Here is a 20,472-nt window from a genome sequence, read left to right on the forward strand (position 1 = left end):
CCGGTTCAGGCAAAGAAGGCACTCGTCGAGACGGATTGATACCAATCAGCCTTCATTCGATTCCGTGAGTTACAATGCGCGCCACCGTGATTCTGCCAACAGGTGCGCCATGCAGCCCTACGCTATTGCCCCCTCCATTCTCTCCGCCGATTTCGCCCGCCTGGGCGAGGATGTCGACAAGGTGCTGGCCGCCGGGGCCGACATCGTTCACTTCGATGTGATGGACAACCACTACGTGCCCAACCTGACCATCGGCCCGATGGTCTGCACCGCGCTGCGCAAGTACGGCGTGACCGCGCCGATCGACGTGCACCTGATGGTCAGCCCGGTCGATCGCATCATCGGCGACTTCATCGAAGCGGGCGCCACCTACATCACCTTCCACCCGGAAGCCTCGCAGCACATTGACCGTTCGCTGCAGCTGATCCGTGACGGCGGCTGCAAGGCCGGCCTGGTGTTCAACCCGGCCACCAGCCTGGATGCCTTGAAGTACGTGATGGACAAGATCGACATGGTCCTGCTGATGAGCGTCAACCCAGGCTTCGGCGGGCAGAAGTTCATCCCCGGCACCCTCGACAAGCTGCGCGAAGCCCGTGCGCTGATCGACGCCAGCGGCCGTGACATCCGCCTGGAAATCGATGGCGGCGTCAACGTCAACAACATCCGCGAGATCGCTGCCGCCGGTGCGGACACCTTTGTCGCCGGCTCGGCCATCTTCAACGCCCCGGACTACCAGGAAGTCATCGCCAAGATGCGCGCCGAAATGGCCCAGGCCCGCCCATGAGTGGCTTCGAGCAGCTGTTCCCCGGGGCGCTGCCCAGGCTGGTGATGTTCGATCTGGACGGTACCCTGATCGACTCGGTGCCAGACCTGGCCGCTGCCGTGGACCGCATGCTGCTCGAACTCGGGCGCGAGCCCGCAGGCCTTGAAGCCGTTCGCCATTGGGTCGGAAACGGTGCCCAGGTGCTGGTGCGCCGGGCGCTGGCTGGCAGCATCGACCATGCTGCGGTAGACGATGCTCTGGCGGAACAGGCGCTGGCGCTGTTCATGGAGGCCTATGCCCAAAGCCATGAACTGACCGTCATCTATCCCGGTGTCCAGGACACCCTGCGCTGGCTGCGCAAGCAGGGCGTGGAGATGGCGCTGATCACCAACAAGCCCGAGCGTTTTGTCGGGCCGTTGCTGGACCAGATGAAGATCGGCCGCTACTTCCGCTGGATCATCGGCGGCGACACGCTGCCACAGAAGAAGCCTGACCCCGCAGCACTGCTGCACGTCATGAAGATGGCGGGTGTCACGCCAGAGCAGTCGTTGTTCGTCGGCGACTCGCGCAGCGACGTACTGGCGGCCAAGGCCGCCGGCGTGCAGTGCGTCGGCCTGAGTTATGGCTACAACCATGGCCGGCCCATCGATGAAGAGACCCCGAACCTGGTGATCGACGACCTGCGCGCGCTGCTGCCCGGTTGCGCGGACTCGGCCACTGGGATAACGTTGGCGGACCTTCAAGCCTCACCCGACAGAGAGTCCACCGTGGCGGTCACTGGCAAATTCTGGATGAAAGTCATCAAGGCCCTGGCCCGTTGGCGCTGGCGCGCCTGACTTATGCCCGCCGGCGCCTGCCGGCCCGTCCGCTTGCCCGACCCTATTGCTGCTTGCCACGAGGCTACCCATGACCCGCGAAGAATTCCTGCGCCTGGCCGCTGCCGGCTACAACCGCATTCCCCTGGCCTGCGAAACCCTGGCCGATTTCGACACGCCGCTGTCGATCTACCTGAAACTGGCTGACCAGCCCAACAGCTACCTGCTCGAATCGGTGCAGGGCGGTGAGAAGTGGGGCCGTTACTCGATGATCGGCCTGCCGTCGCGCACCGTGATGCGTGTGCATGGCTACCACGTCAGCATCCTGCAGGATGGCGTGGAAGTGGAAAGCCACGAGGTCGAAGACCCGTTGGCCTTCGTCGAAACCTTCAAGGACCGCTACAAAGTCGCCGACATCCCCGGCTTGCCGCGCTTCAACGGTGGCTTGGTGGGCTACTTCGGCTACGACTGCGTGCGTTATGTGGAAAAACGCTTGGGCGCGAGCCCGAACCCAGACCCACTGGGCGTGCCAGACATTCTGTTGATGGTTTCCGACGCCGTGGTGGTGTTCGACAACCTGGCGGGCAAGATGCACGCCATCGTGCTGGTCGACCCGGCCGAAGAGCAGGCGTTCGAACAAGGCCAGGCACGTCTGCAAGGTCTGCTGGAAACCCTGCGTCAGCCGATCACGCCACGCCGAGGCCTTGACCTGAGCGGCCCGATGGCGGCCGAACCTGAATTCCGCTCCAGCTACACCCGTGACGACTACGAGAACGCGGTAGGGCGCATCAAGGAATACATCCTGGCGGGTGACTGCATGCAAGTGGTGCCGTCGCAACGCATGTCGATCGATTTCAAGGCCGCGCCCATCGACCTGTATCGCGCGCTGCGTTGCTTCAACCCGACGCCCTACATGTACTTCTTCAACTTTGGCGACTTCCATGTGGTCGGCAGTTCGCCGGAAGTGTTGGTACGCGTGGAAGACAACCTGGTCACCGTGCGCCCGATTGCCGGCACTCGCCCGCGTGGTGCCAACGAGGAGGCAGACCGGGCGTTGGAAGACGACCTGCTGTCGGACGAGAAAGAGATCGCCGAGCACCTGATGCTCATCGACCTGGGCCGTAACGATGTGGGGCGTGTGTCGTCGACCGGCAGCGTGCGCTTGACCGAGAAGATGGTGATCGAGCGCTATTCCAACGTGATGCACATCGTCTCCAATGTCACCGGCCAACTGAGCGAGGGCCTGACCGCCATGGACGCACTGCGGGCGATTCTGCCGGCAGGCACCTTGTCGGGCGCGCCGAAGATTCGCGCAATGGAAATCATTGATGAGCTGGAGCCGGTCAAGCGCGGTGTCTACGGTGGTGCGGTGGGCTACTTCGCGTGGAACGGCAACATGGATACCGCGATTGCCATCCGTACGGCCGTGATCAAGGACGGTGAGCTTCATGTGCAGGCCGGCGGCGGCATCGTTGCCGACTCGGTGCCGGCGCTGGAGTGGGAAGAAACCATCAACAAGCGCCGGGCGATGTTCCGTGCGGTGGCGTTGGCCGAGCAGACTTGCGTTAAGTAATTCGCTGGCGTCGGGGCTGCTCTGCAGCCCTTTCGCGACACAAGGCCGCTCCTACAGAAAGACGCGAACCTCTGTAGGAGCGGCCTTGTGTCGCGAAAGGGCCGCAGAGCGGCCCCAGCAATTCAGAAGTCGACGCTCACCCCAAGACTCAGCCCCTGTTGGGTCAACTCATCACTCTTGCGCCAGTTATAGTTCCCCCGCAGATGCACCCCCGCGACCAGCTCGTGGCTCACCCCCAGGCTGGCCCGGGTCAGGTCGCTGTGGGGCGTATACCCGGTCAGGGTGAAGTCGTTGGCCGGCAACGTCGTCAGGTGCATGGTCACATCCTGCTGGTCATCCTCGAACTCATGTTCCTGCGCCAACTCGGCGAACAGTCGGGTACTCGGTAGCACCTGCACGCTGCCCAGCAACCCCACGCCGAGGCGCCGTGAAGTGCGTTCCTGGTCATCGAAGCCCAGCGCCGTCGAGCGTCCGCTCTTCTCGTCATAGCCATCGACCTTCACCCGCGCATAGTCGGCGCTGACGAACGGTGCCAGTTGCCAATGGCTGGCTTCGGTCATCAGGTCGTAACCCAGCCGCCCCGTCACGGCCCAGGCTTCGCCATCGGTGTCGCCCTTCTCGCTGCGGTCATTTACCCCAAGCGCGAAGGTCCGCTTGAGGTCGCGGTAGTCCAGGTGGCCCGCCGTCAGCGCGGCATCGGCCCACCAACGGTCCTGGCGGAATTGGGCGAAGGCCGTGGCCAGGTAACTGTCGAGCTTGTAGTCCGAGTCCTGCTCGCCTGCCTCCAGTTTCTGCTGGTAGACGCCGCCTGCCAGTCCCACGCGCCAGGCGTCGTTCAGTCGATAGCTGCCCCCGAGGGTCAGGTTGTAGCCATGTCCGTCCGCACGGGCGGCGCTGCGCTGATCGTCGAAGTCCAGGTCCTGGGCGCCGGTGCTGACGAAGGCTTGCCATTGACCCACTGCCTGCCAGGGCGTCTGCCACTGGTTGCGTAGCTCGTCCTGGTGCGCGCGCAAGCTGGCATGGGCCATTTCGGGTAGCAATGTCAGCTCCCACGGGGCGGAAAGAATCGAGTAGGCGTAGTCGGCGATCAGTTGCTGGCCGGCGATGGTCGGGTGAACCGAGTCGTTGAACAGCAGCTTGGTCGGGTCGGGTGTGAGGCCGTTGATGCCGTATACCGGGTTCTGCACGCAGCCGTTGCCGCTGTAGCAGGTACCGACAAGGTTCTGGCCGCTGGCCAGTCCGAACTGTTCCGGGCTGGCCAGGACTTCGTCGATCAGCACAGGAATGTTCAACGGAATGATCTGGGCGTCGATCTGGCCGAGCTGGCTGATCAGCGATTGGTTGAATACACCGGAGAGTTGCGACAGCGGGCCTTGCAGAGGCGTGCCGTTGAAGTTTGGCGTCTTGCCGAGGTCCGGAAGCAGCCAGACCATGATGTAACGTGCGCCGCCTTGCTGCAGGGCCTGGGCGCTGGCGGCCAGGCGTGCGCCGGCCGCTGCGGCGCCTGCCGGGCTGTTGACCAGACCCTGGAGAAAGTCGTTGCCACCGCCAGTAAGGTAATAGAGCGCATTGGGATCGGCCCGCAGGCCGTTGGCCAGGTAGCCGGGTCGCTCCCGCAGCACCGCCCCGGCCCCTGGCTGGCCGGGTGGGATGACCGTTTCGGAGGTGTCGGTTATCGACGCCAGAATCTGCCCGGTGGTATAGCCGCCGACAGCCCAGTTGTTGCCGTCAGGAAGGCCCTGAGCCAGGTTGCCGGGGGAGGTCGAAGGGCCCAGCTCACTGGCGCCAAAGCCCAGTTTGCCGCCGAGGATCATCGGCGATACGGGGGCGAAATTGCCCTGTGCGTCACGGTTGGTGAAGCGTGCCCCCGAAGTACCGCCGGTCTGGTCGGGAAACTGCCCCGCATCGCTGAGGCTGTCACCGAACACGATCAACGTGGAATAAGGGGAGGGGGCAGCGAACACCTGGCTGCTGGCAAGGGCCAACGAGGCGAGGGTGAAACGCAGTAACGGTGCTTGGCGCATTGGTGAACATCCTTTTCATTGTTTTTATGAGGACAATCGGATTGACCTTAGCAAATCGCTGGGCATGCCTTCCAAGTCCATTCGTTTCCCCGTGTTTACGGGCATATTGCGCCCGCCGCGTCGGTAGGCTACTGTGCCGGGACGTATGAGCGAGACCTATCCTGTGTTGATCGTCAGCAAACTCTTGATGCGCGTAATCAAGGCCCACGCCCGTTGGCGTTGGCGCGCCTGACTTTATCTCCTGCCGGCCCGTCCGGCCCGCCCCTGTTTACCTTCCCGTTTGCCTAAAACATCCGCTGCCCGCGCTTGTGGCCGGGGAAGGTTCGAATTCAAAGTCAGTAGATTCAAGAGGTTCAGCCGATGTTACTGATGATCGACAACTACGACTCATTCACCTACAACGTCGTTCAATACCTGGGCGAGTTGGGTGCTGAGGTGAAGGTCATTCGCAATGATGAAATGACTATCGCTCAGATCGAAGCCCTCAACCCCGAGCGCATCGTCGTTTCCCCTGGCCCGTGCACGCCCAGCGAAGCGGGTGTTTCCATCGAGGCCATCCTGCATTTTGCCGGCAAGCTGCCGATCCTTGGCGTGTGCCTGGGCCACCAGTCCATCGGTCAGGCCTTTGGCGGTGACGTGGTGCGTGCCCGCCAGGTCATGCACGGCAAGACCAGCCCGGTGCACCACCGCGACCTTGGCGTGTTCGCCGGCCTCAACAACCCGTTGACGGTTACCCGCTACCATTCCCTGGTGGTCAAGCGCGAAACCCTGCCCGATTGCCTGGAAGTCACCGCTTGGACCGCCCACGATGATGGCTCGGTCGACGAGATCATGGGCCTGCGCCACAAGACGCTGAATATCGAAGGGGTGCAGTTCCACCCCGAGTCCATCCTCACCGAGCAGGGCCACGAGCTGTTCGCCAACTTCCTCAAGCAGACCGGCGGCCGCCGTTAAGGATCGAACATGGATATCAAGAGCGCGTTGAGCCGTATCGTCGGCCACCTGGACCTCAGCACCGAGGAAATGCGTGACGTCATGCGCGAGATCATGACCGGCCAGTGCAGCGAAGCGCAGATCGGCGCATTCCTGATGGGCATGCGCATGAAGAGCGAGAGCATCGACGAGATCGTCGGTGCGGTTTCGGTGATGCGCGAGCTGGCCGACAAGGTCGAATTGAAAAGCCTCGATGGTGTGGTCGATATCGTCGGTACCGGCGGCGACGGCGCCAACATCTTCAACGTTTCCACCGCCTCGTCGTTCGTCCTGGCGGCCGCGGGCTGCACGGTCGCCAAGCATGGTAACCGCGCCGTGTCCGGCAAGAGTGGCAGCGCCGACCTGCTGGAGGCTGCGGGCATCTACCTGAACCTGACGCCGGTTCAGGTTGCGCGCTGCATCGACAGCCTCGGCATCGGTTTCATGTTTGCCCAAAGCCACCACAGCGCTATGAAGTACGCCGCCGGCCCGCGTCGTGACCTGGGCCTGCGTACCCTGTTCAACATGCTCGGCCCGCTTACGAATCCGGCCGGAGTGAAACACCAGGTGGTGGGCGTGTTCACCCAAGCCTTGTGCCGCCCGCTGGCTGAGGTGCTGCAGCGCCTGGGCAGCAAGCATGTGCTGGTGGTGCATTCGAAGGATGGCCTGGACGAGTTCAGCCTGGCTGCGCCGACCTTTGTCGCCGAGCTGAAGAACGGCGAAATCACCGAATACTGGGTCGAGCCGGAAGACCTCGGCATGAAGAGCCAGAGCCTGCATGGCCTGGCCGTCGAGAGCCCACAGGCATCGCTGGAGCTGATCCGCGACGCCTTGGGCCGACGCAAGACCGAAAACGGCCAGAAAGCGGCCGAGATGATCGTGCTCAATGCGGGCGCAGCGCTGTACGCCGCTGACCATGCCATGAGCCTCAAGGCGGGTGTGGAACTGGCCCACGACGTCCTGCACACCGGCCTGGCCTGGGAGAAGCTGCAGGAGTTGGGTGCCTTTACCGCGGTATTCAAGGTGGAGAACGAAGCATGAGTGTGCCGACGGTGCTGGAAAGGATCATTGCCCGCAAGTTCCAGGAAGTGGCCGAACGCAGCGCGCGCGTCAGCGTTGCCGAACTGGAGGCCCTGGCCAAGACGGCCGATGCGCCGCGTGGTTTTGCCAAGGCCCTGATCGAACAGGCCAAGCGCAAGCAGCCGGCGGTAATCGCAGAAATCAAGAAGGCGTCGCCGAGCAAAGGTGTGATCCGCGAGAACTTCGTGCCTGCGGACATTGCCGTCAGCTATGAGAAGGGCGGGGCGACCTGCCTGTCGGTGTTGACCGACGTGGACTACTTCCAGGGTGCCGATGAGTACCTTCAGCAGGCCCGCGCCGCGGTCTCGCTGCCGGTGATCCGCAAGGACTTCATGGTCGACCCGTACCAGATCGTCGAAGCCCGGGCCCTGGGGGCCGATTGCGTGTTGCTGATCGTGTCGGCGCTCGATGACGTGAAGATGGCCGAGCTGGCTGCCACCGCCAAGGACGTTGGCCTGGACGTGCTGGTCGAAGTGCATGACGGTGACGAACTGGAGCGCGCGTTGAAGACCCTTGATACGCCGCTGGTGGGGGTGAATAACCGCAACCTGCACACCTTCGAGGTCAGCCTTGAAACCACCCTCGACCTGCTGCCGCGCATTCCGCGCGACCGCCTGGCCATTACCGAGAGCGGCATTCTCAACCGTGCCGATGTCGAGCTGATGGAAATCAACGAGGTGTACTCGTTCCTGGTCGGTGAAGCGTTCATGCGCGCCGAGCAGCCGGGGCTGGAATTGCAGCGGTTGTTTTTCCCCGAGCAGGTGAAGAAGACCGTTCAGCAACTGGACTGATTGAAACGAAGCCGGCTTATGCCGGCTTTTTTGTATGCCTGTCATGGCCTCTTCGCGGGGCAACAACATCAAAGGTGGACAATGACTGACCAGCCTCTGGCCCTCACCGTCGAACAAGGCCTTCACGCCGAACAGGACCTGCTGGCTGCCGTATGCCGCGGCGAACGGGAGTATGGCGTGCTGTTCTGGCGCCCGACCGACCACGCCCTGGTCATGCCCCGGCGCATGAGCCGCCTGGACAACTTCGAAGTCGCCTGCGCGGAGCTGGCAATCGCCGGCTGGCCGGTGCTGCTGCGCGAAAGCGGCGGCGAGCCGGTGCCCCAGTCCCATTCGACGGTGAACGTTGCCCTGGTCTACGTCGCGCCGCGCAGCGAAGGCGACCATGGCCGAATCGAAAACGCCTACGAGCGCCTGTGCTTGCCGCTGTGCGATGTCTTGCGCGAATGGGGCGGCGTGGCATCAGTGGGCGAAATCGACGGGGCTTTTTGTGATGGTCGCTACAACGTCAACTTGAATGGCCGCAAGCTGGTTGGTACGGCCCAGCGCTGGCGGCAGGGACTGGGCGGCAAGCGGCCGGTGGTGCTGGTGCATGGCGCGCTGCTGCTGGATAACGAGCGCGAGTCGATGGTCGCCGCGGTCAACCGCTTCAACGAATGTTGCGAGCTGGAACAGCGCTGCCGAGCCGATAGCCATATCGCCCTGCACGAAGTAGTGCCTGAGGCGCCCTGGTTCGAGCGCTTGTCACAAGCCTACAACGACGTGCTGGCGAAGCTGCCCAAGGACTAACGGGTGCCGTAGACCACCATGGTCTTGCCCTTGACCTGCACCAGGCTGCGTTCTTCAAGATCCTTGAGGACGCGGCCGACCATCTCCCGCGAACAGCCGACGATGCGGCCAATTTCCTGACGGGTGATCTTGATCTGCATGCCATCAGGGTGGGTCATGGCATCAGGCTGCTTGCACAGGTCGAGCAGGCAACGGGCTACCCGGCCGGTAACATCGAAGAATGCCAGGTCGCCGACCTTGCGCGTCGTGTTGCGCAGGCGCTGGGCCATCTGGCTGCCAAGGGCATAGAGAATCTCCGGGTCTTGCCGCGTCACTTCGCGAAACTTGTCGTAGCTGATCTCCGCCACTTCGCATTCGGTCTTGGCACGGACCCAGGCGCTGCGCTGCTGATCGCTGTTGGACGGCTCGAACAGCCCCAGTTCCCCGAAGAAATCGCCGTTGTTGAGGTAGGCGATGATCATCTCATGGCCTTCGTCGTCTTCGATCAGTATGGTGACTGAGCCCTTGATGATGAATGACAAGGTTTCGGCACGATCGCCAGCACAGATAATGTTGCTCTTGGCGGTGTAGCGGCGGCGCTGGCAATGCACCAGCAGCTTGTCGATGTTCTTGATCTTGGCGGGTAGGGCTGAGGCAACCATCACGAAATCCTGTTCGATGTGACGCATAGGCTCTTGTTAGTCATTGCATGGCGCGTAGCGCCAGTCAATTGGCGCCAGCTTATCAGACACCGCAGGATGTTTCGGCACAAATGCGACGCGCATTGAGCTTTTCCGACAGCCATACAAGGCTTAAGCTGACACCCTTTTGCGAATTTCAGGAGTACGGACAGATGAAGGCACGCATCCAGTGGGCCGGTGAAGCGATGTTCCTCGGCGAGTCGGGGAGCGGCCACGTGGTGGTGATGGATGGCCCGCCCGAGGCTGGCGGCCGCAACCTGGGCGTGCGACCGATGGAAATGCTTCTGCTCGGCCTGGGTGGCTGCAGCAGCTTCGATGTGGTGAGCATCCTGAAGAAATCCCGGCAGGCGGTGGAAAGCTGCGAAGCCTTCCTGGAAGCCGAGCGCGCCAGTGAAGACCCGAAGGTTTTCACCAAGATCCACATGAATTTCGTGGTCAAGGGCCGTGGGCTGAAAGAAGCTCAGGTCAAGCGGGCGGTGGAGCTGTCGGCGGAGAAGTATTGCTCGGCGTCGATCATGCTGGAGCGCGCTGGTGTGGAAATCACCCACGGCTACGAGATCGTCGAACTGGGTTGATCCCGGGATTTTGGGGCTGCTGCGCAGCCCTTTCGCGACACAAGGCCGCTCCTACAATGCTTATGCGATCTCTGTAGGAGCGGCCTTGTGTCGCGAAAGGGCCGCAAAGCGGCCCCAGCAATTTTCAGTTGCGCAGTGCCGGCAAGGCCACCAGTAACCAACCCGGAAGCCAACTTCTCACCGCCTGGCTCAACCGCTCCCGCCGCTTCTGATACCCCAGCCCCAAGCCAATGACGCCAAGCCCGATCAACGTCAGCACTACCGGGAACAGCAGCGACTCGGCAAACACCTCGTACGACAGGTAGCCGAGATAAGCCGCCACCCCCAGCGCCCCGAACACCATGAACTGCGGCCGGCGCAGCAGTACGGCCATCCCCATCAGGCCAAGGTTGATCAAGCAGTACAGTGCCTTGCCCAGCTCACTGTCGCTTTCCATCATCGTCAGCCCGCCCCAGAACGCCGCGAGCCCAGCCAGGTAGCCCCAATGGGCATAGTCCTCGCGGGTACGGCCGTCCACCAGCAGAAATACCAGTAACAACCCCAGCCCGAACCACAGCGACACCGTGCGCCGCTGCTCCCAGCTGAACGGTGAACCGTACACCCACTCGCTCAGGTCCATCGACATGAACCACAACGCGACGGCGATCGGCATCACGATGAACGGGTAAGGGATCAAGCGCAGCATCAGCAGGCCGGCCAGCACCGTGGCTGCCTCCATCATCAGCCAGCCACCCTGTACGTAGGTGTAGTACTGGTGATAGTTCGCTTGCACATCGTCCAGCGGCCACCAGCCAGCCAGGCGTTCGAGAGCGAACACTGCCAACGGCACGATGCTCACCGCGACGGCCGCCAGCACGCCAGCGGCAATGGGCTGCTGGCGCTTCTGCAGAGTCCGGGCGAACAGAGTGAGCAAGGCGATGTACAGGGCAGCGATGGCCAACAGGGCCACGTCGCCAACGCGCATCCAGGCCTCGGTCAGCAACCAGCCCATGGCGCCCATGATCAACAGGGCGCCGAAGTAGAAGGCGACGTGTGCCAACTGGAAACTGCCACGCGAGGCGGGCTGGTGGTGCAGGAACTCCAGCAGGGCCTGGTCCTGGCCTGGCTGGAGTATGCCGGCTTGCACGGCGCGCGCCAGGTCCTTGGCGTCTATTCGGTCCGTCATGGGCGTGCCCTTAGATGCGGTAGGTGCTCTTGGTCATGACCTTGGCCAGCAGGCTCATGCCAAAGCGTACCGGTGCAGGGAAGCGATAGCCGCCGGCCTCGAGGGCAGATTCGGCGTGCTGTTCTTCATCCACGCGCATCTGTTCGAGGATGGCGCGGGATTTCTCGTCTTCGTGGGGAATTTGCTCGAGGTGTTCGTCAAGGTGCTTGCACACCTGATGCTCGGTGGCGGCGACGAAGCCCAGGCTGACTTTGTCGCTGACCAGGCCGGCGAGGGCGCCGATGCCGAACGACATGCCGTAGAACAGCGGGTTGAGCACGCTTGGGTGACTGCCCAGCTGACGGATGCGCTGTTCGCACCAGGCCAGGTGGTCGACTTCTTCCTCGGCGGCATGTTCCATCGCCTTGCGTATCTGCGGCAGCTTGGCGGTCAGGGCCTGACCCTGGTACAGCGCCTGGGCGCAGACTTCGCCGGTATGGTTGATGCGCATCAGCCCGGCAACGTGGCGGGTCTGGCTTTCGTCCAGGTCGACATCCGGCTGGATGATGGCCGGGGAGGGCCGGGACGGTTGGCCGCTGAAGGGCAGCAAGGTGCGCATGGCGGTATCGGCCTGCAGCAACAAGCGGTCGAGCGGCGAGTAGTGACGTTCGGTAGCCATCGGGCACCTCCGCTAGAGTGTGCCCGACAGTTTACCGCAATCGCTTCAGGGTCGCTTGCCCTGGATCAGCCCGGTGGCCAGTGCATCTGGCGCTGGCCGAGCACGTGCATGTGGATGTGGTAGACGGTCTGGCCGCCTTGCTCGTTGCAGTTCATGACTACGCGGAAACCGTCCTCGCAGCCGAGCTCCTTGGCCAGGCGCTGAGCCGTGAACAGGATATGTCCTGCCAGGCCTTTGTCTTCTTCGGTCAGGTCGCTGAGGGTGCGGATGTGTTTTTTCGGGATGACCAAAAAATGCACCGGCGCCTGGGGCGCGATATCGTGAAACGCCAGAACCTGGTCGTCCTCGTAGATGATCTTCGCCGGGATTTCCCGGTTGATGATCTTGCAGAATAAATCGTCCACAGCACATGCTCCATGGTGAGGGTCCGGGCCGAGTGTACTGAGCCAGGCGCCGCTCGCCCAGTGGCTATTCCATTCCGACCGGGCAGTAACGTCGGTGGATGAACCCTGCCAGCTTGCGTGACAGCCAGCGCGGCAGCAGGCGTGGGGCGAAGGCCAGCCAGCGGTTGCGCCGCAGCGGCATGATCAGCGAACGGTTTTTTGCCAGGGCGCGGACGGTGTACAACGCCACTTCCTCGGGGCTCAGGCAGCGGCTGCTGCCGTCGAGTCGGGGAATGTGTCGACGCGCGGAGCGCACCGGGCCGGGGCACAATACCGAGACCTTGATGCCGGTAGGCTTGAGCTCTTCGCGCAGTGCTTCGGTGAAGCTCAGCACATACGCCTTGCTCGCGGAATAGGTCGCCATCCATGGGCCTGGCGCGACTGCCGCCAGGCCGGCGACATTGAGGATCTGCCCGCCGCCCTGTACCGCCATCAGGTTGCCGATGGCGTGGCACAGGCGGCTCATGGCGAGGATGTTGACCTCCAGCAAGTCTTGCTCGTCGGCCCATTCGTGGGCCAGAAACGGACCGTAGGTACGTTGGCCGGCGCAATTGACCAGCAGGTCGATACGCCGTTCGCCTTCCTCAAGCTCCAGCACGAAGCCTGACAGGCGCAGCGGCTGGCTCAGATCGCAGGCGCGAAACAGCACTTCGACACCAAAGCGCTGGGTCAGCTCCATGGCCACCGGCTCCAGGGTTTCTCGATGGCGTGCCACCAGGATCAGACTACGCCCGCGCCGCGCCAGCGCTTCCGCCAGGGCCAGGCCCAGGCCGCTGGAAGCACCGGTGATCATGGCGTAACGGGTCATGCAAGGCTCCTGGGGGCTGAAGAGGGCGCCTAGTGTACAACTTGGCCGGGCAAGGTGTTGCCTTTTGCTACAAGGCCTTGACGCTGAGTGCCTGGCTGCGCTCCAGCGCTGCCCGGTACTCGCCGTGCAGGCGTTCGATCAGCTCGGCCGCTGGGGGCAGGTCATGGATCTCGCCCACACCTTGGCCGGCGGACCAGACGGTCTTCCAGACCTTCGCTTCATCATCGAGGGGCTTGAGTTTGCCGGCCTCGTGCCCGGATTTCAGCGCGGCCATGTCGTAGCCGGCCTGTTCCAGGCTTGGGCGCAGGAAGCTCGCTGGAATACCGGAAACCGCGGGGGTGTGAATGATGTCGGCGGCATGGGCACCTAGCAGCATCTGCTTGTAGGGCGCTTGCGCACGGCTTTCGCGCGTGGCGATGAAGCGAGTGCCCATGTAGGCCAGGTCGGCGCCCAGCAACTGGGCAGCGAGAATCTCGTGGCCGTGGTTGATGCAGCCGGCCAGCAGAAGGGTTTTGTCGAAGAACTGGCGGATCTCGGCCGCCAGGGCGAATGGGCTCCAGGTGCCGGCATGCCCACCTGCGCCCGCCGCCACAGCGATCAGGCCATCGACACCCGCCTCGGCGGCTTTTTCCGCATGCCGGCGGGTGGTTACGTCGTGGAATACCAGGCCGCCATAGCTGTGTACCGCATCCACCACTTCTTTGACTGCGCCAAGGCTGGTGATGACGATCGGCACGCGATGCGCGACGCACAGCGCCAGGTCGGCCTGCAAGCGTGGATTGGTGGGGTGGACGATCAGGTTGACGGCATAGGGCGCCGGCTCATGCAACTGCGCCAGGCCTGCCTCTATCTCCTCTAGCCAGGCTTTGAAGCCAGCGCTGTCGCGCTGGTTCAGGGCCGGGAAGCTGCCAACCACACCCTTGCCGCAACAGGCCAGTACCAGATCGGGGTTGGATATCAGGAACATGGGTGCAGCGACCACCGGCAAGCGCAGGCGATTTTCCAGCGAAGCGGGTAAAGACATGGGCAAGGCTCCAGTGCAGAACGGGTTGCGTCAGAACGGTTTGACCACCACGAGGATCACGATGCCCAGCAGGAACAGCACCGGCACCTCGTTGAACCAGCGGTAGTAGACATGGCTGCGCGTATTGGCGCCGCTGGCGAAGCGTTTGAGCTGGGCGCCACATACATGGTGGTAGCCGGTCAGCAGGATCACCAGGGTCAGCTTGGCATGCAGCCAGCCTTGGCTCAGCCAGCCGGGAGTGAGGTATAGCATCCAGGCCCCGAACACATAGGTGGCGATCATTGCCGGGTTCATGATGCCGCGGTACAGCTTGCGCTCCATGGTCACGAAGCGCTCCTGGCTGATGCTGTCCTGGCTCTGGGCGTGGTAGACGAACAGGCGAGGCAGGTAGAACAGGCCGGCGAACCAGCAGACCACGCTGACGATGTGCAGCGCTTTGATCCATAGGTAGAGCATGGAGGGAGTTCCTTCAGGTTTTCACGGTCGTCAGATAGTAGAGGCCAAGTGCCCGAAGGGTCACCCGAAGAGTTGTTACAGGCGCCTTGCACCCCTATTATCGTGCGCTTTCCAGTTGGCTCGTTGATAAAGGGGCAAGCGTTATGATCAAGGTCGGTATCGTCGGCGGCACGGGTTACACCGGCGTCGAACTGTTGCGTCTGCTGGCGCAGCATCCACAGGCCGAAGTGGCGGTCATCACTTCGCGTTCCGAAGCGGGTGTGGCGGTCGCCGACATGTATCCGAACCTGCGCGGTCACTACGACGGCCTGGCTTTCAGCGTGCCGGACAGCAAGGCCCTGGCGGCCTGCGACGTGGTGTTCTTTGCCACCCCGCACGGTGTTGCCCACGCACTGGCTGGCGAGCTGCTGGCTGCCGGCACCAAGGTCATCGACCTGTCCGCCGACTTCCGCCTGCAGGACGCCACCGAGTGGGGCAAGTGGTATGGTCAACCGCACGGCGCCCCTGAGCTGCTCAAGGATGCGGTCTACGGCTTGCCTGAAGTGAACCGCGAGAAGATCCGCCAGGCGCGCCTGATCGCGGTGCCGGGCTGCTACCCGACCGCTACCCAGCTGGGCTTCCTGCCACTCCTGGAGGCTGGCCTGGCCGACCCGTCGCGCTTGATCGCCGACTGCAAGTCGGGTGTCAGCGGTGCCGGTCGCGGGGCTGCCGTGGGCTCGCTGTTCTGTGAGGCCGGCGAGAGCATGAAAGCCTACGCGGTCAAAGGCCATCGCCACCTGCCGGAAATCAGCCAGGGCCTGCGTCTGGCTGCGGGCAAGGACATCGGCCTGACCTTCGTGCCGCACCTGACCCCGATGATCCGCGGTATCCATGCCACGCTGTACGCTACCGTCGCCGATACCGCCGTCGACCTGCAGGCGCTGTTCGAGAAACGCTATGCCGATGAGCCGTTCGTCGACGTGATGCCAGCGGGCAGCCACCCGGAAACGCGCAGTGTGCGCGGTGCCAACGTCTGCCGTATCGCCGTTCATCGCCCGCAGGGTGGTGACCTGGTGGTGGTGCTGTCGGTGATCGACAACCTGGTCAAGGGCGCATCCGGCCAGGCGGTGCAGAACCTGAACATCCTGTTCGGCCTGGACGAGCGCATGGGTCTGTCCCACGCTGGCCTGCTGCCATAAGCGCAGGTTTACGAAGAGGCCCGCCCAGTGCGGGCCTTTTTGTTTGCCGCGACTAAAGCCGCACAATTCTTGACCAATTTTCTCGGAGAAGCGGATAATGCGCGTCATCGAGTTATATGGCGGCACTGCGCCGGGAGAATCTACATGAGCGTCGAAACCTTCACCCCCACGGTTCTGGAATTCACCCAAGGGGCAGCGCAAAAGGTGAAGACCCTGGTTTCCGAGGAAGGCAACGAGCGTCTGAAGTTGCGCGTGTTCGTCACCGGCGGCGGTTGTTCGGGCTTCCAGTACGGTTTCACCTTCGATGAAGATGTGGCCGAAGATGACACCATCGTCGAGCGCGAGGGCGTATCCCTGGTGGTCGACCCGATGAGCTTCCAGTACCTGGCAGGTGCCGAAGTGGACTACCAGGAAGGCCTGGAAGGTTCGCGCTTCGTGATCAAGAACCCGAACGCCGCCACCACCTGTGGCTGCGGTTCCTCGTTCTCGATCTGAGCCTTGCGATACGAAAACGCCGCGCATTTGCGCGGCGTTTTGCATTGTGGCGTAGCCTGTCAGGCCGGGTAGATCGCGCCGAGCACACGTAGCCCTTTGGCAGCAGTCACGCTGGGGCGGTTGGCGGCGATACCCTCGAGGCAGCAATGGGCGAGCCAGGCAAAGGCCATGGCCTCGACCCAATCAGGATCGACGCCGTGCGCCGCGGTGCTAGCCACCTGAGCCGCGGGCAGCAATGCGCCAAGGCGAGCCATCAATGCACCATTGCGTGCGCCTCCGCCGCACACCAGCAAGGCTTCGGTACCTTGCTGAGCGTTGTTCAGCGCGTCGATGATGCTGCGCGCGGTGAGTTCCAGCAGGGTGGCCTGGATGTCCTCGTCACGGTAGGGGGGAAGTCGGTCAAGGTGGCTATCCAGCCAGGGCAGGTTGAACACTTCACGGCCAGTGCTCTTCGGCCCGCTGCCCGCGAAGAACGGATCAGTCAGCAGGCAGCTGAGCAAATCGGCCTGCACCAGGCCGCTCGCCGCCCAGGCACCGTCTGCGTCATAAGGTTGGCCGTGCTTGCGCTCGATCCAGGCGTCCAGCAACACATTGCCAGGGCCGCAGTCGAAGCCATGCACCGGCTTGTCCTGTTCGATCAGACTGAGATTGCTGAAACCGCCGACATTGAGAATGGCCAGGCGCTGCCCGAGGTGGCTGAACAAGGCTTCGTGGAAGGCTGGCACCAAGGGCGCACCCTGGCCTCCAGCCGCCACGTCGCGGCGGCGGAAGTCGGCAATCACACTGATGCCGGTGAGTTCGGCGAGCAACGCCGGATTGCCAATCTGCACGGTAAAGCCGCGAGCAGGCTCATGCCGGATGGTCTGCCCGTGGCTGCCGATGGCACGAATGGCACTGGCCTGCAGGCCACGTTTCGCCAGCAATTGCTGGATACCTTCGCCTGCCAAACTGGCCCAGCGATTTTCCGCCAGTGCGGCACGAGCGATCTCGTCTGGGCCGCTGCTGCACAGGCTCAGCAGCGCTTGGCGCAGATCGGAGGGCATGGGCACGTAATGAGTGGCGAGCAGCTCCAACTGCTCGCCGTGTTCGATCAGGGCGATATCCAGGCCATCGAGGCTGGTGCCGGACATCACCCCCAGGTAGAGCGCCATGGCGTCAGCGCTTGTTCGCAGCGAGCATGGTGGCCTTTTCCTGATCCATGCGGGCAATCAGGGGTTGACTCTGCTGCATAAAGCGTTGGCGTTCGGCCTTGGTGATCGGGTCGGCCATGGGGACTTTCTGGCTCAGTGGGTCGACATGCACGCCGTTTACCTGGAACTCGTAGTGCAAGTGCGGACCGGTGGAAAGGCCGGTGGTGCCGATGTAACCGATGATCTGGCCTTGTTTCACGCTGCTGCCGTTCTTGATGCCTTTGGCAAAGCCCTGCATGTGACCGTAGAGAGTCTTGTAGCTGTTGCCATGGGCAATGATGACGGTGTTGCCGTAGCCACCGCGTCGGCCGGCGAGCTCGATGCGGCCGTCACCTGCAGCCTTGATCGGCGTGCCCCGTGGTGCCGCGTAGTCGACCCCTTTGTGCGCGCGGATCTTGTTCAGGATCGGGTGCTTGCGCCCGGCGGAGAAGCGCGAGCTGATACGGGCGAAGTCAACCGGGGTACGGATGAAGGCCTTGCGCAGGCTGTTGCCGTCGGCGGTGTAGTAACTGGTGTTGCCCTGTTTGTTGGTGTAGCGCACTGCCGTGTAGGTCTTGCCGCGGTTGGTGAAGCGGGCAGAGAGGATGTTGCCGGTGCCAACGACCTTGCCGTCCATGACCTTCTGCTCGTAGACCACGTCGAATTCGTCGCCCTGACGGATGTCCTGTGCGAAATCGATGTCATAGCCGAGCACTTTGGCCATGTCCATGGCCATGCTGTGGGAAAGCCCGGCGCGCTGGGCCGAGGCCGACAGCGAGCTCTTGATGACACCATGGGCGTAAGCGGTACGTACAACGGGTTTGCTGATTTCGCGAGCGAAGGTGTAGCCCTTGGCCGTCTTGGTCAGCCGAATGGTTTCGAGGTTGCTTACCTTGCTGTGCAGGCTGGCCAGCTGGCCAGTCTTGTCGAGTTCGAACTGCAGCACCTGGCCATGCTTGAGCTGGCTGAATTGCTTGGCCTGCTTGTTGCTGGCCAGCAGGTCGTGCACGGCATTGGTCGGCAGGCCGACTTTGGCGAACAGCGTCGACAAGGTGTCGCCGCGGGCGACGATCACTTCGCGGTGGCTAGGGTCCTTGGCTTCTGGTTTCTGCTCGGCAGCAGGGGCTTGCTGAGCCGCTTGTTCGGTTGTGGTTTCGGCGCTTTCGATCTGTGCGAAGGGCGTGCCCTGATCGCCTTCGACTTGCACCAGTGGCGCGGCCTTGGACTCGTCTTTCAGCTGTTCGGCCGGGCTTTCCAGCTCCAGGCTGAGCGTGGTCTTCTTGGCTTCGACTTCGCTGGATGGAAATACCAGCAGTGCCAGGCTGAGCAGGGCGGCGATGCCGCTGGCGGCCAACAGATGGCTTTTCGGATAAAGCGGGGGCGCTTTAGGCGTTTCGTTGGTCATAGGTAAGGTGGCTTTGAAGAAAAGTGAATATGGAAAAGATGAATGACATGATGAAGATGAAATAACTGTATAAAATATAACCAAATCCATTTTCACGCAAGGGCGCGTAGACGCCGCAATGCTGCGGTCAGGTCACATTCCATTGCGAAACTTGTATTTGATGGCCGATCTTGTATGGTTGGCTCCCCTTGAATCTGAGCCTTGCGGGTCTGTCTATGAAGTCGGTTGAAGAGCAGCTGGCGCTTATCAAGCGCGGTGCGGAAGAAGTATTGGTCGAGTCGGAACTGGTTGAGAAGCTCAAGCGCGGCCAACCTCTGCGCATCAAGGCAGGCTTCGATCCTACTGCCCCCGACCTGCACCTCGGGCACACGGTACTGATCAACAAGCTGCGCCAGTTCCAGGAGCTGGGGCATCAGGTGATCTTCCTGATCGGTGACTTCACCGGGATGATCGGCGACCCGAGCGGCAAGAGCGCCACGCGTCCGCCGCTGACGCGCGAGCAGGTGCTGGACAACGCTGAAACCTACAAGCAGCAGGTGTTCAAGATCCTCGATCCGGCCAAGACCGAAGTCGCCTTCAACTCTACCTGGATGGACAAGCTGACTCCGGCCGATTTCATTCGCCTGGCTTCGCAGTACACCGTAGCGCGGATGCTCGAACGTGATGACTTCGACAAGCGTTACACCACCAACCAGCCAATTGCCATCCACGAGTTCCTTTACCCGCTGGTGCAAGGGTACGACTCGGTGGCGCTGAAGGCGGACGTGGAGCTGGGTGGTACCGACCAGAAGTTCAACCTGCTAATGGGGCGTGAGCTGCAGCGCGCCTACGGGCAGGAAGCGCAGAACATTGTGACCATGCCGCTGCTCGAAGGCCTCGACGGCGTCAAGAAGATGTCCAAGTCGCTGGGTAACTATGTGGGTATCCAGGAAGCGCCGGGTGTCATGTACAGCAAGCTGGTATCGATCCCCGATACGCTGATGTGGCGTTACTTCGAGCTGCTGAGCTTCCGTTCGATGGAAGAGATCGAGCAGTTCCGTACCGATGTGGCCAATGGCGCGAATCCGCGTGACATCAAGATCAAGTTGGCGGAAGAAATCGTTGCGCGTTTCCATGGTGAAGAGGCTGCGGCCAATGCGCACCGTGCTGCGGGTAACCGTATGAAAGAGGGCGAGCTGCCGGAAGACTTGCCTGAGATTGAAGTTTGCGCGACAGAAGACTTGCCGATCGCTGCCGTTCTGAACCGGGCGGGCCTGGTGAAGAACTCGGCGATGGCGCGGGACCTTCTCAATGGCGGAGCCGTCAAGGTCGACGGCGCGGTGGTTGAGCGCGACTTCATGTTTGCAATTGGCGCAACCCATGTGTGCCAAGCGGGCAAGAAGGCGTTTGCGCGGGTCACCCTCAAGGCAGAGTGACCGGTTGTTGGTGTAGCTATATATAGAAGCGGGGAGGCCGATAGGCCTCCCCGCTTTGTTTTCAGCGATATTAAGGTTTTTTGAAATTAACCCTTGACGGGGTCTCGAATCCCCTTATAATGCGCCCCACTTCCAGCGTAGTCGGAACGAAAAACTCCTTGAAATTCAAAGAGTTAATCGAGCCAAGTAATGCTGGA

At 62.4% G+C, this 20,472-nt stretch carries 21 protein-coding genes; 11 read left to right on the forward strand and 10 right to left on the reverse strand.

Annotation, left to right across the window (positions count from 1 at the left end):
• Positions 1-109: 109 nt before the first annotated feature.
• The 3 genes from rpe to trpE all read left to right on the forward strand — a co-directional run bounded on the left by rpe (position 110) and on the right by trpE (position 3,151).
• Positions 110-784 (forward strand): ribulose-phosphate 3-epimerase, encoded by a 675-nt coding sequence (gene rpe, locus ACIPZG_RS18995; protein WP_400716083.1) that lies wholly within the window; start codon positions 110-112, stop codon positions 782-784.
• The gene (locus tag ACIPZG_RS19000) at positions 781-1,599 is read left to right on the forward strand and encodes a phosphoglycolate phosphatase (protein WP_400716085.1); all 819 of its coding nucleotides are present in this window, start codon (positions 781-783) and stop codon (positions 1,597-1,599) included. The genes rpe and ACIPZG_RS19000 overlap by 4 nt, the downstream gene beginning before the upstream one ends.
• A gap of 70 nt (positions 1,600-1,669) precedes the next feature.
• Complete coding sequence (trpE, locus tag ACIPZG_RS19005; protein ID WP_400716087.1) at positions 1,670-3,151, forward strand: anthranilate synthase component I; 1,482 nt, start codon at positions 1,670-1,672, stop codon at positions 3,149-3,151.
• A gap of 122 nt (positions 3,152-3,273) precedes the next feature.
• Here trpE and estP read toward each other — a convergent pair whose 3' ends face one another.
• Positions 3,274-5,175: an esterase EstP gene (estP, locus tag ACIPZG_RS19010; RefSeq protein ID WP_400716089.1), complete on the reverse strand. Its 1,902-nt coding sequence runs from the start codon at positions 5,173-5,175 to the stop codon at positions 3,274-3,276.
• A gap of 360 nt (positions 5,176-5,535) precedes the next feature.
• Between estP and ACIPZG_RS19015 the strand changes: the two genes are divergently transcribed.
• The 4 genes from ACIPZG_RS19015 (at position 5,536) to ACIPZG_RS19030 (ending at position 8,804) form a co-directional block, all read left to right on the forward strand.
• Entirely contained in the window at positions 5,536-6,129 is a 594-nt protein-coding gene (locus tag ACIPZG_RS19015; protein ID WP_400716091.1) for an aminodeoxychorismate/anthranilate synthase component II, read from the forward strand.
• Positions 6,130-6,138: 9 nt separating this feature from the next.
• Entirely contained in the window at positions 6,139-7,188 is a 1,050-nt protein-coding gene (trpD, locus tag ACIPZG_RS19020; protein WP_400638930.1) for an anthranilate phosphoribosyltransferase, read from the forward strand.
• On the forward strand, positions 7,185-8,018 hold the full coding sequence (gene trpC, locus ACIPZG_RS19025; protein ID WP_400716093.1) for an indole-3-glycerol phosphate synthase TrpC: 834 nt from the start codon (positions 7,185-7,187) through the stop codon (positions 8,016-8,018). The genes trpD and trpC overlap by 4 nt, the downstream gene beginning before the upstream one ends.
• Positions 8,019-8,099: 81 nt before the next feature.
• Positions 8,100-8,804, forward strand: a complete 705-nt coding sequence (locus ACIPZG_RS19030) for a biotin/lipoate A/B protein ligase family protein (protein WP_400716095.1) — start codon at positions 8,100-8,102, stop codon at positions 8,802-8,804.
• On the opposite strand, the gene crp is transcribed toward ACIPZG_RS19030, so the two are convergent.
• Positions 8,801-9,445 (reverse strand): cAMP-activated global transcriptional regulator CRP, encoded by a 645-nt coding sequence (gene crp, locus ACIPZG_RS19035; RefSeq protein ID WP_400716097.1) that lies wholly within the window; start codon positions 9,443-9,445, stop codon positions 8,801-8,803. The two genes, ACIPZG_RS19030 and crp, sit on opposite strands and share 4 nt — an antisense overlap.
• Before the next feature lie 191 nt (positions 9,446-9,636).
• On the opposite strand from crp, the gene ACIPZG_RS19040 reads away from it, so the two are divergent.
• Positions 9,637-10,059 (forward strand): OsmC family protein, encoded by a 423-nt coding sequence (locus ACIPZG_RS19040; protein WP_004376171.1) that lies wholly within the window; start codon positions 9,637-9,639, stop codon positions 10,057-10,059.
• Positions 10,060-10,183: 124 nt separating this feature from the next.
• Here the strand turns inward: ACIPZG_RS19040 and ACIPZG_RS19045 are convergent, their stop codons facing one another.
• The 6 genes from ACIPZG_RS19045 to hemJ form a co-directional block, all read right to left on the reverse strand.
• The gene (locus tag ACIPZG_RS19045) at positions 10,184-11,224 is read right to left on the reverse strand and encodes a DUF2157 domain-containing protein (RefSeq protein ID WP_400716099.1); all 1,041 of its coding nucleotides are present in this window, start codon (positions 11,222-11,224) and stop codon (positions 10,184-10,186) included.
• A 10-nt stretch (positions 11,225-11,234) separates the two neighbouring features.
• On the reverse strand, positions 11,235-11,882 hold the full coding sequence (gene coq7, locus ACIPZG_RS19050; RefSeq protein ID WP_008089539.1) for a 2-polyprenyl-3-methyl-6-methoxy-1,4-benzoquinone monooxygenase: 648 nt from the start codon (positions 11,880-11,882) through the stop codon (positions 11,235-11,237).
• 65 nt (positions 11,883-11,947) lie between these two features.
• Positions 11,948-12,286: a histidine triad nucleotide-binding protein gene (locus ACIPZG_RS19055; RefSeq protein ID WP_008089536.1), complete on the reverse strand. Its 339-nt coding sequence runs from the start codon at positions 12,284-12,286 to the stop codon at positions 11,948-11,950.
• Between the two features lie 64 nt (positions 12,287-12,350).
• Positions 12,351-13,133: an SDR family NAD(P)-dependent oxidoreductase gene (locus tag ACIPZG_RS19060; protein WP_400716101.1), complete on the reverse strand. Its 783-nt coding sequence runs from the start codon at positions 13,131-13,133 to the stop codon at positions 12,351-12,353.
• Between the two features lie 67 nt (positions 13,134-13,200).
• Positions 13,201-14,157: an NAD(P)H-dependent flavin oxidoreductase gene (locus ACIPZG_RS19065; RefSeq protein ID WP_400716103.1), complete on the reverse strand. Its 957-nt coding sequence runs from the start codon at positions 14,155-14,157 to the stop codon at positions 13,201-13,203.
• Between the two features lie 30 nt (positions 14,158-14,187).
• Entirely contained in the window at positions 14,188-14,613 is a 426-nt protein-coding gene (gene hemJ / locus ACIPZG_RS19070) for a protoporphyrinogen oxidase HemJ (RefSeq protein ID WP_400716105.1), read from the reverse strand.
• A gap of 143 nt (positions 14,614-14,756) precedes the next feature.
• Here hemJ and argC point away from each other — a divergent pair, with 143 nt between their 5' ends.
• Positions 14,757-15,791: an N-acetyl-gamma-glutamyl-phosphate reductase gene (argC, locus tag ACIPZG_RS19075; RefSeq protein WP_400716107.1), complete on the forward strand. Its 1,035-nt coding sequence runs from the start codon at positions 14,757-14,759 to the stop codon at positions 15,789-15,791.
• A 144-nt stretch (positions 15,792-15,935) separates the two neighbouring features.
• Positions 15,936-16,286, forward strand: a complete 351-nt coding sequence (gene erpA / locus ACIPZG_RS19080) for an iron-sulfur cluster insertion protein ErpA (RefSeq protein ID WP_008089525.1) — start codon at positions 15,936-15,938, stop codon at positions 16,284-16,286.
• Between the two features lie 59 nt (positions 16,287-16,345).
• Here erpA and ACIPZG_RS19085 read toward each other — a convergent pair whose 3' ends face one another.
• Together ACIPZG_RS19085 and ACIPZG_RS19090 are read right to left on the reverse strand one after the other, a co-directional pair.
• Positions 16,346-17,437, reverse strand: coding sequence for an anhydro-N-acetylmuramic acid kinase (locus tag ACIPZG_RS19085; protein ID WP_400716109.1), 1,092 nt, complete (start codon positions 17,435-17,437; stop codon positions 16,346-16,348).
• 4 nt (positions 17,438-17,441) lie between these two features.
• Positions 17,442-18,860 carry a peptidoglycan DD-metalloendopeptidase family protein gene (locus ACIPZG_RS19090; protein ID WP_400716111.1) on the reverse strand — a complete coding sequence of 473 codons (1,419 nt, stop codon included), beginning with the start codon at positions 18,858-18,860 and terminating at the stop codon, positions 17,442-17,444.
• A 215-nt stretch (positions 18,861-19,075) separates the two neighbouring features.
• Between ACIPZG_RS19090 and tyrS the strand changes: the two genes are divergently transcribed.
• Positions 19,076-20,275 carry a tyrosine--tRNA ligase gene (gene tyrS / locus ACIPZG_RS19095; protein ID WP_400716113.1) on the forward strand — a complete coding sequence of 400 codons (1,200 nt, stop codon included), beginning with the start codon at positions 19,076-19,078 and terminating at the stop codon, positions 20,273-20,275.
• The last annotated feature ends 197 nt before the right edge of the window (positions 20,276-20,472 follow it).

Origin of the sequence: Pseudomonas sp. NPDC089395 (genome assembly GCF_044749525.1) — a bacterium.
Lineage (GTDB): Bacteria > Pseudomonadota > Gammaproteobacteria > Pseudomonadales > Pseudomonadaceae > Aquipseudomonas.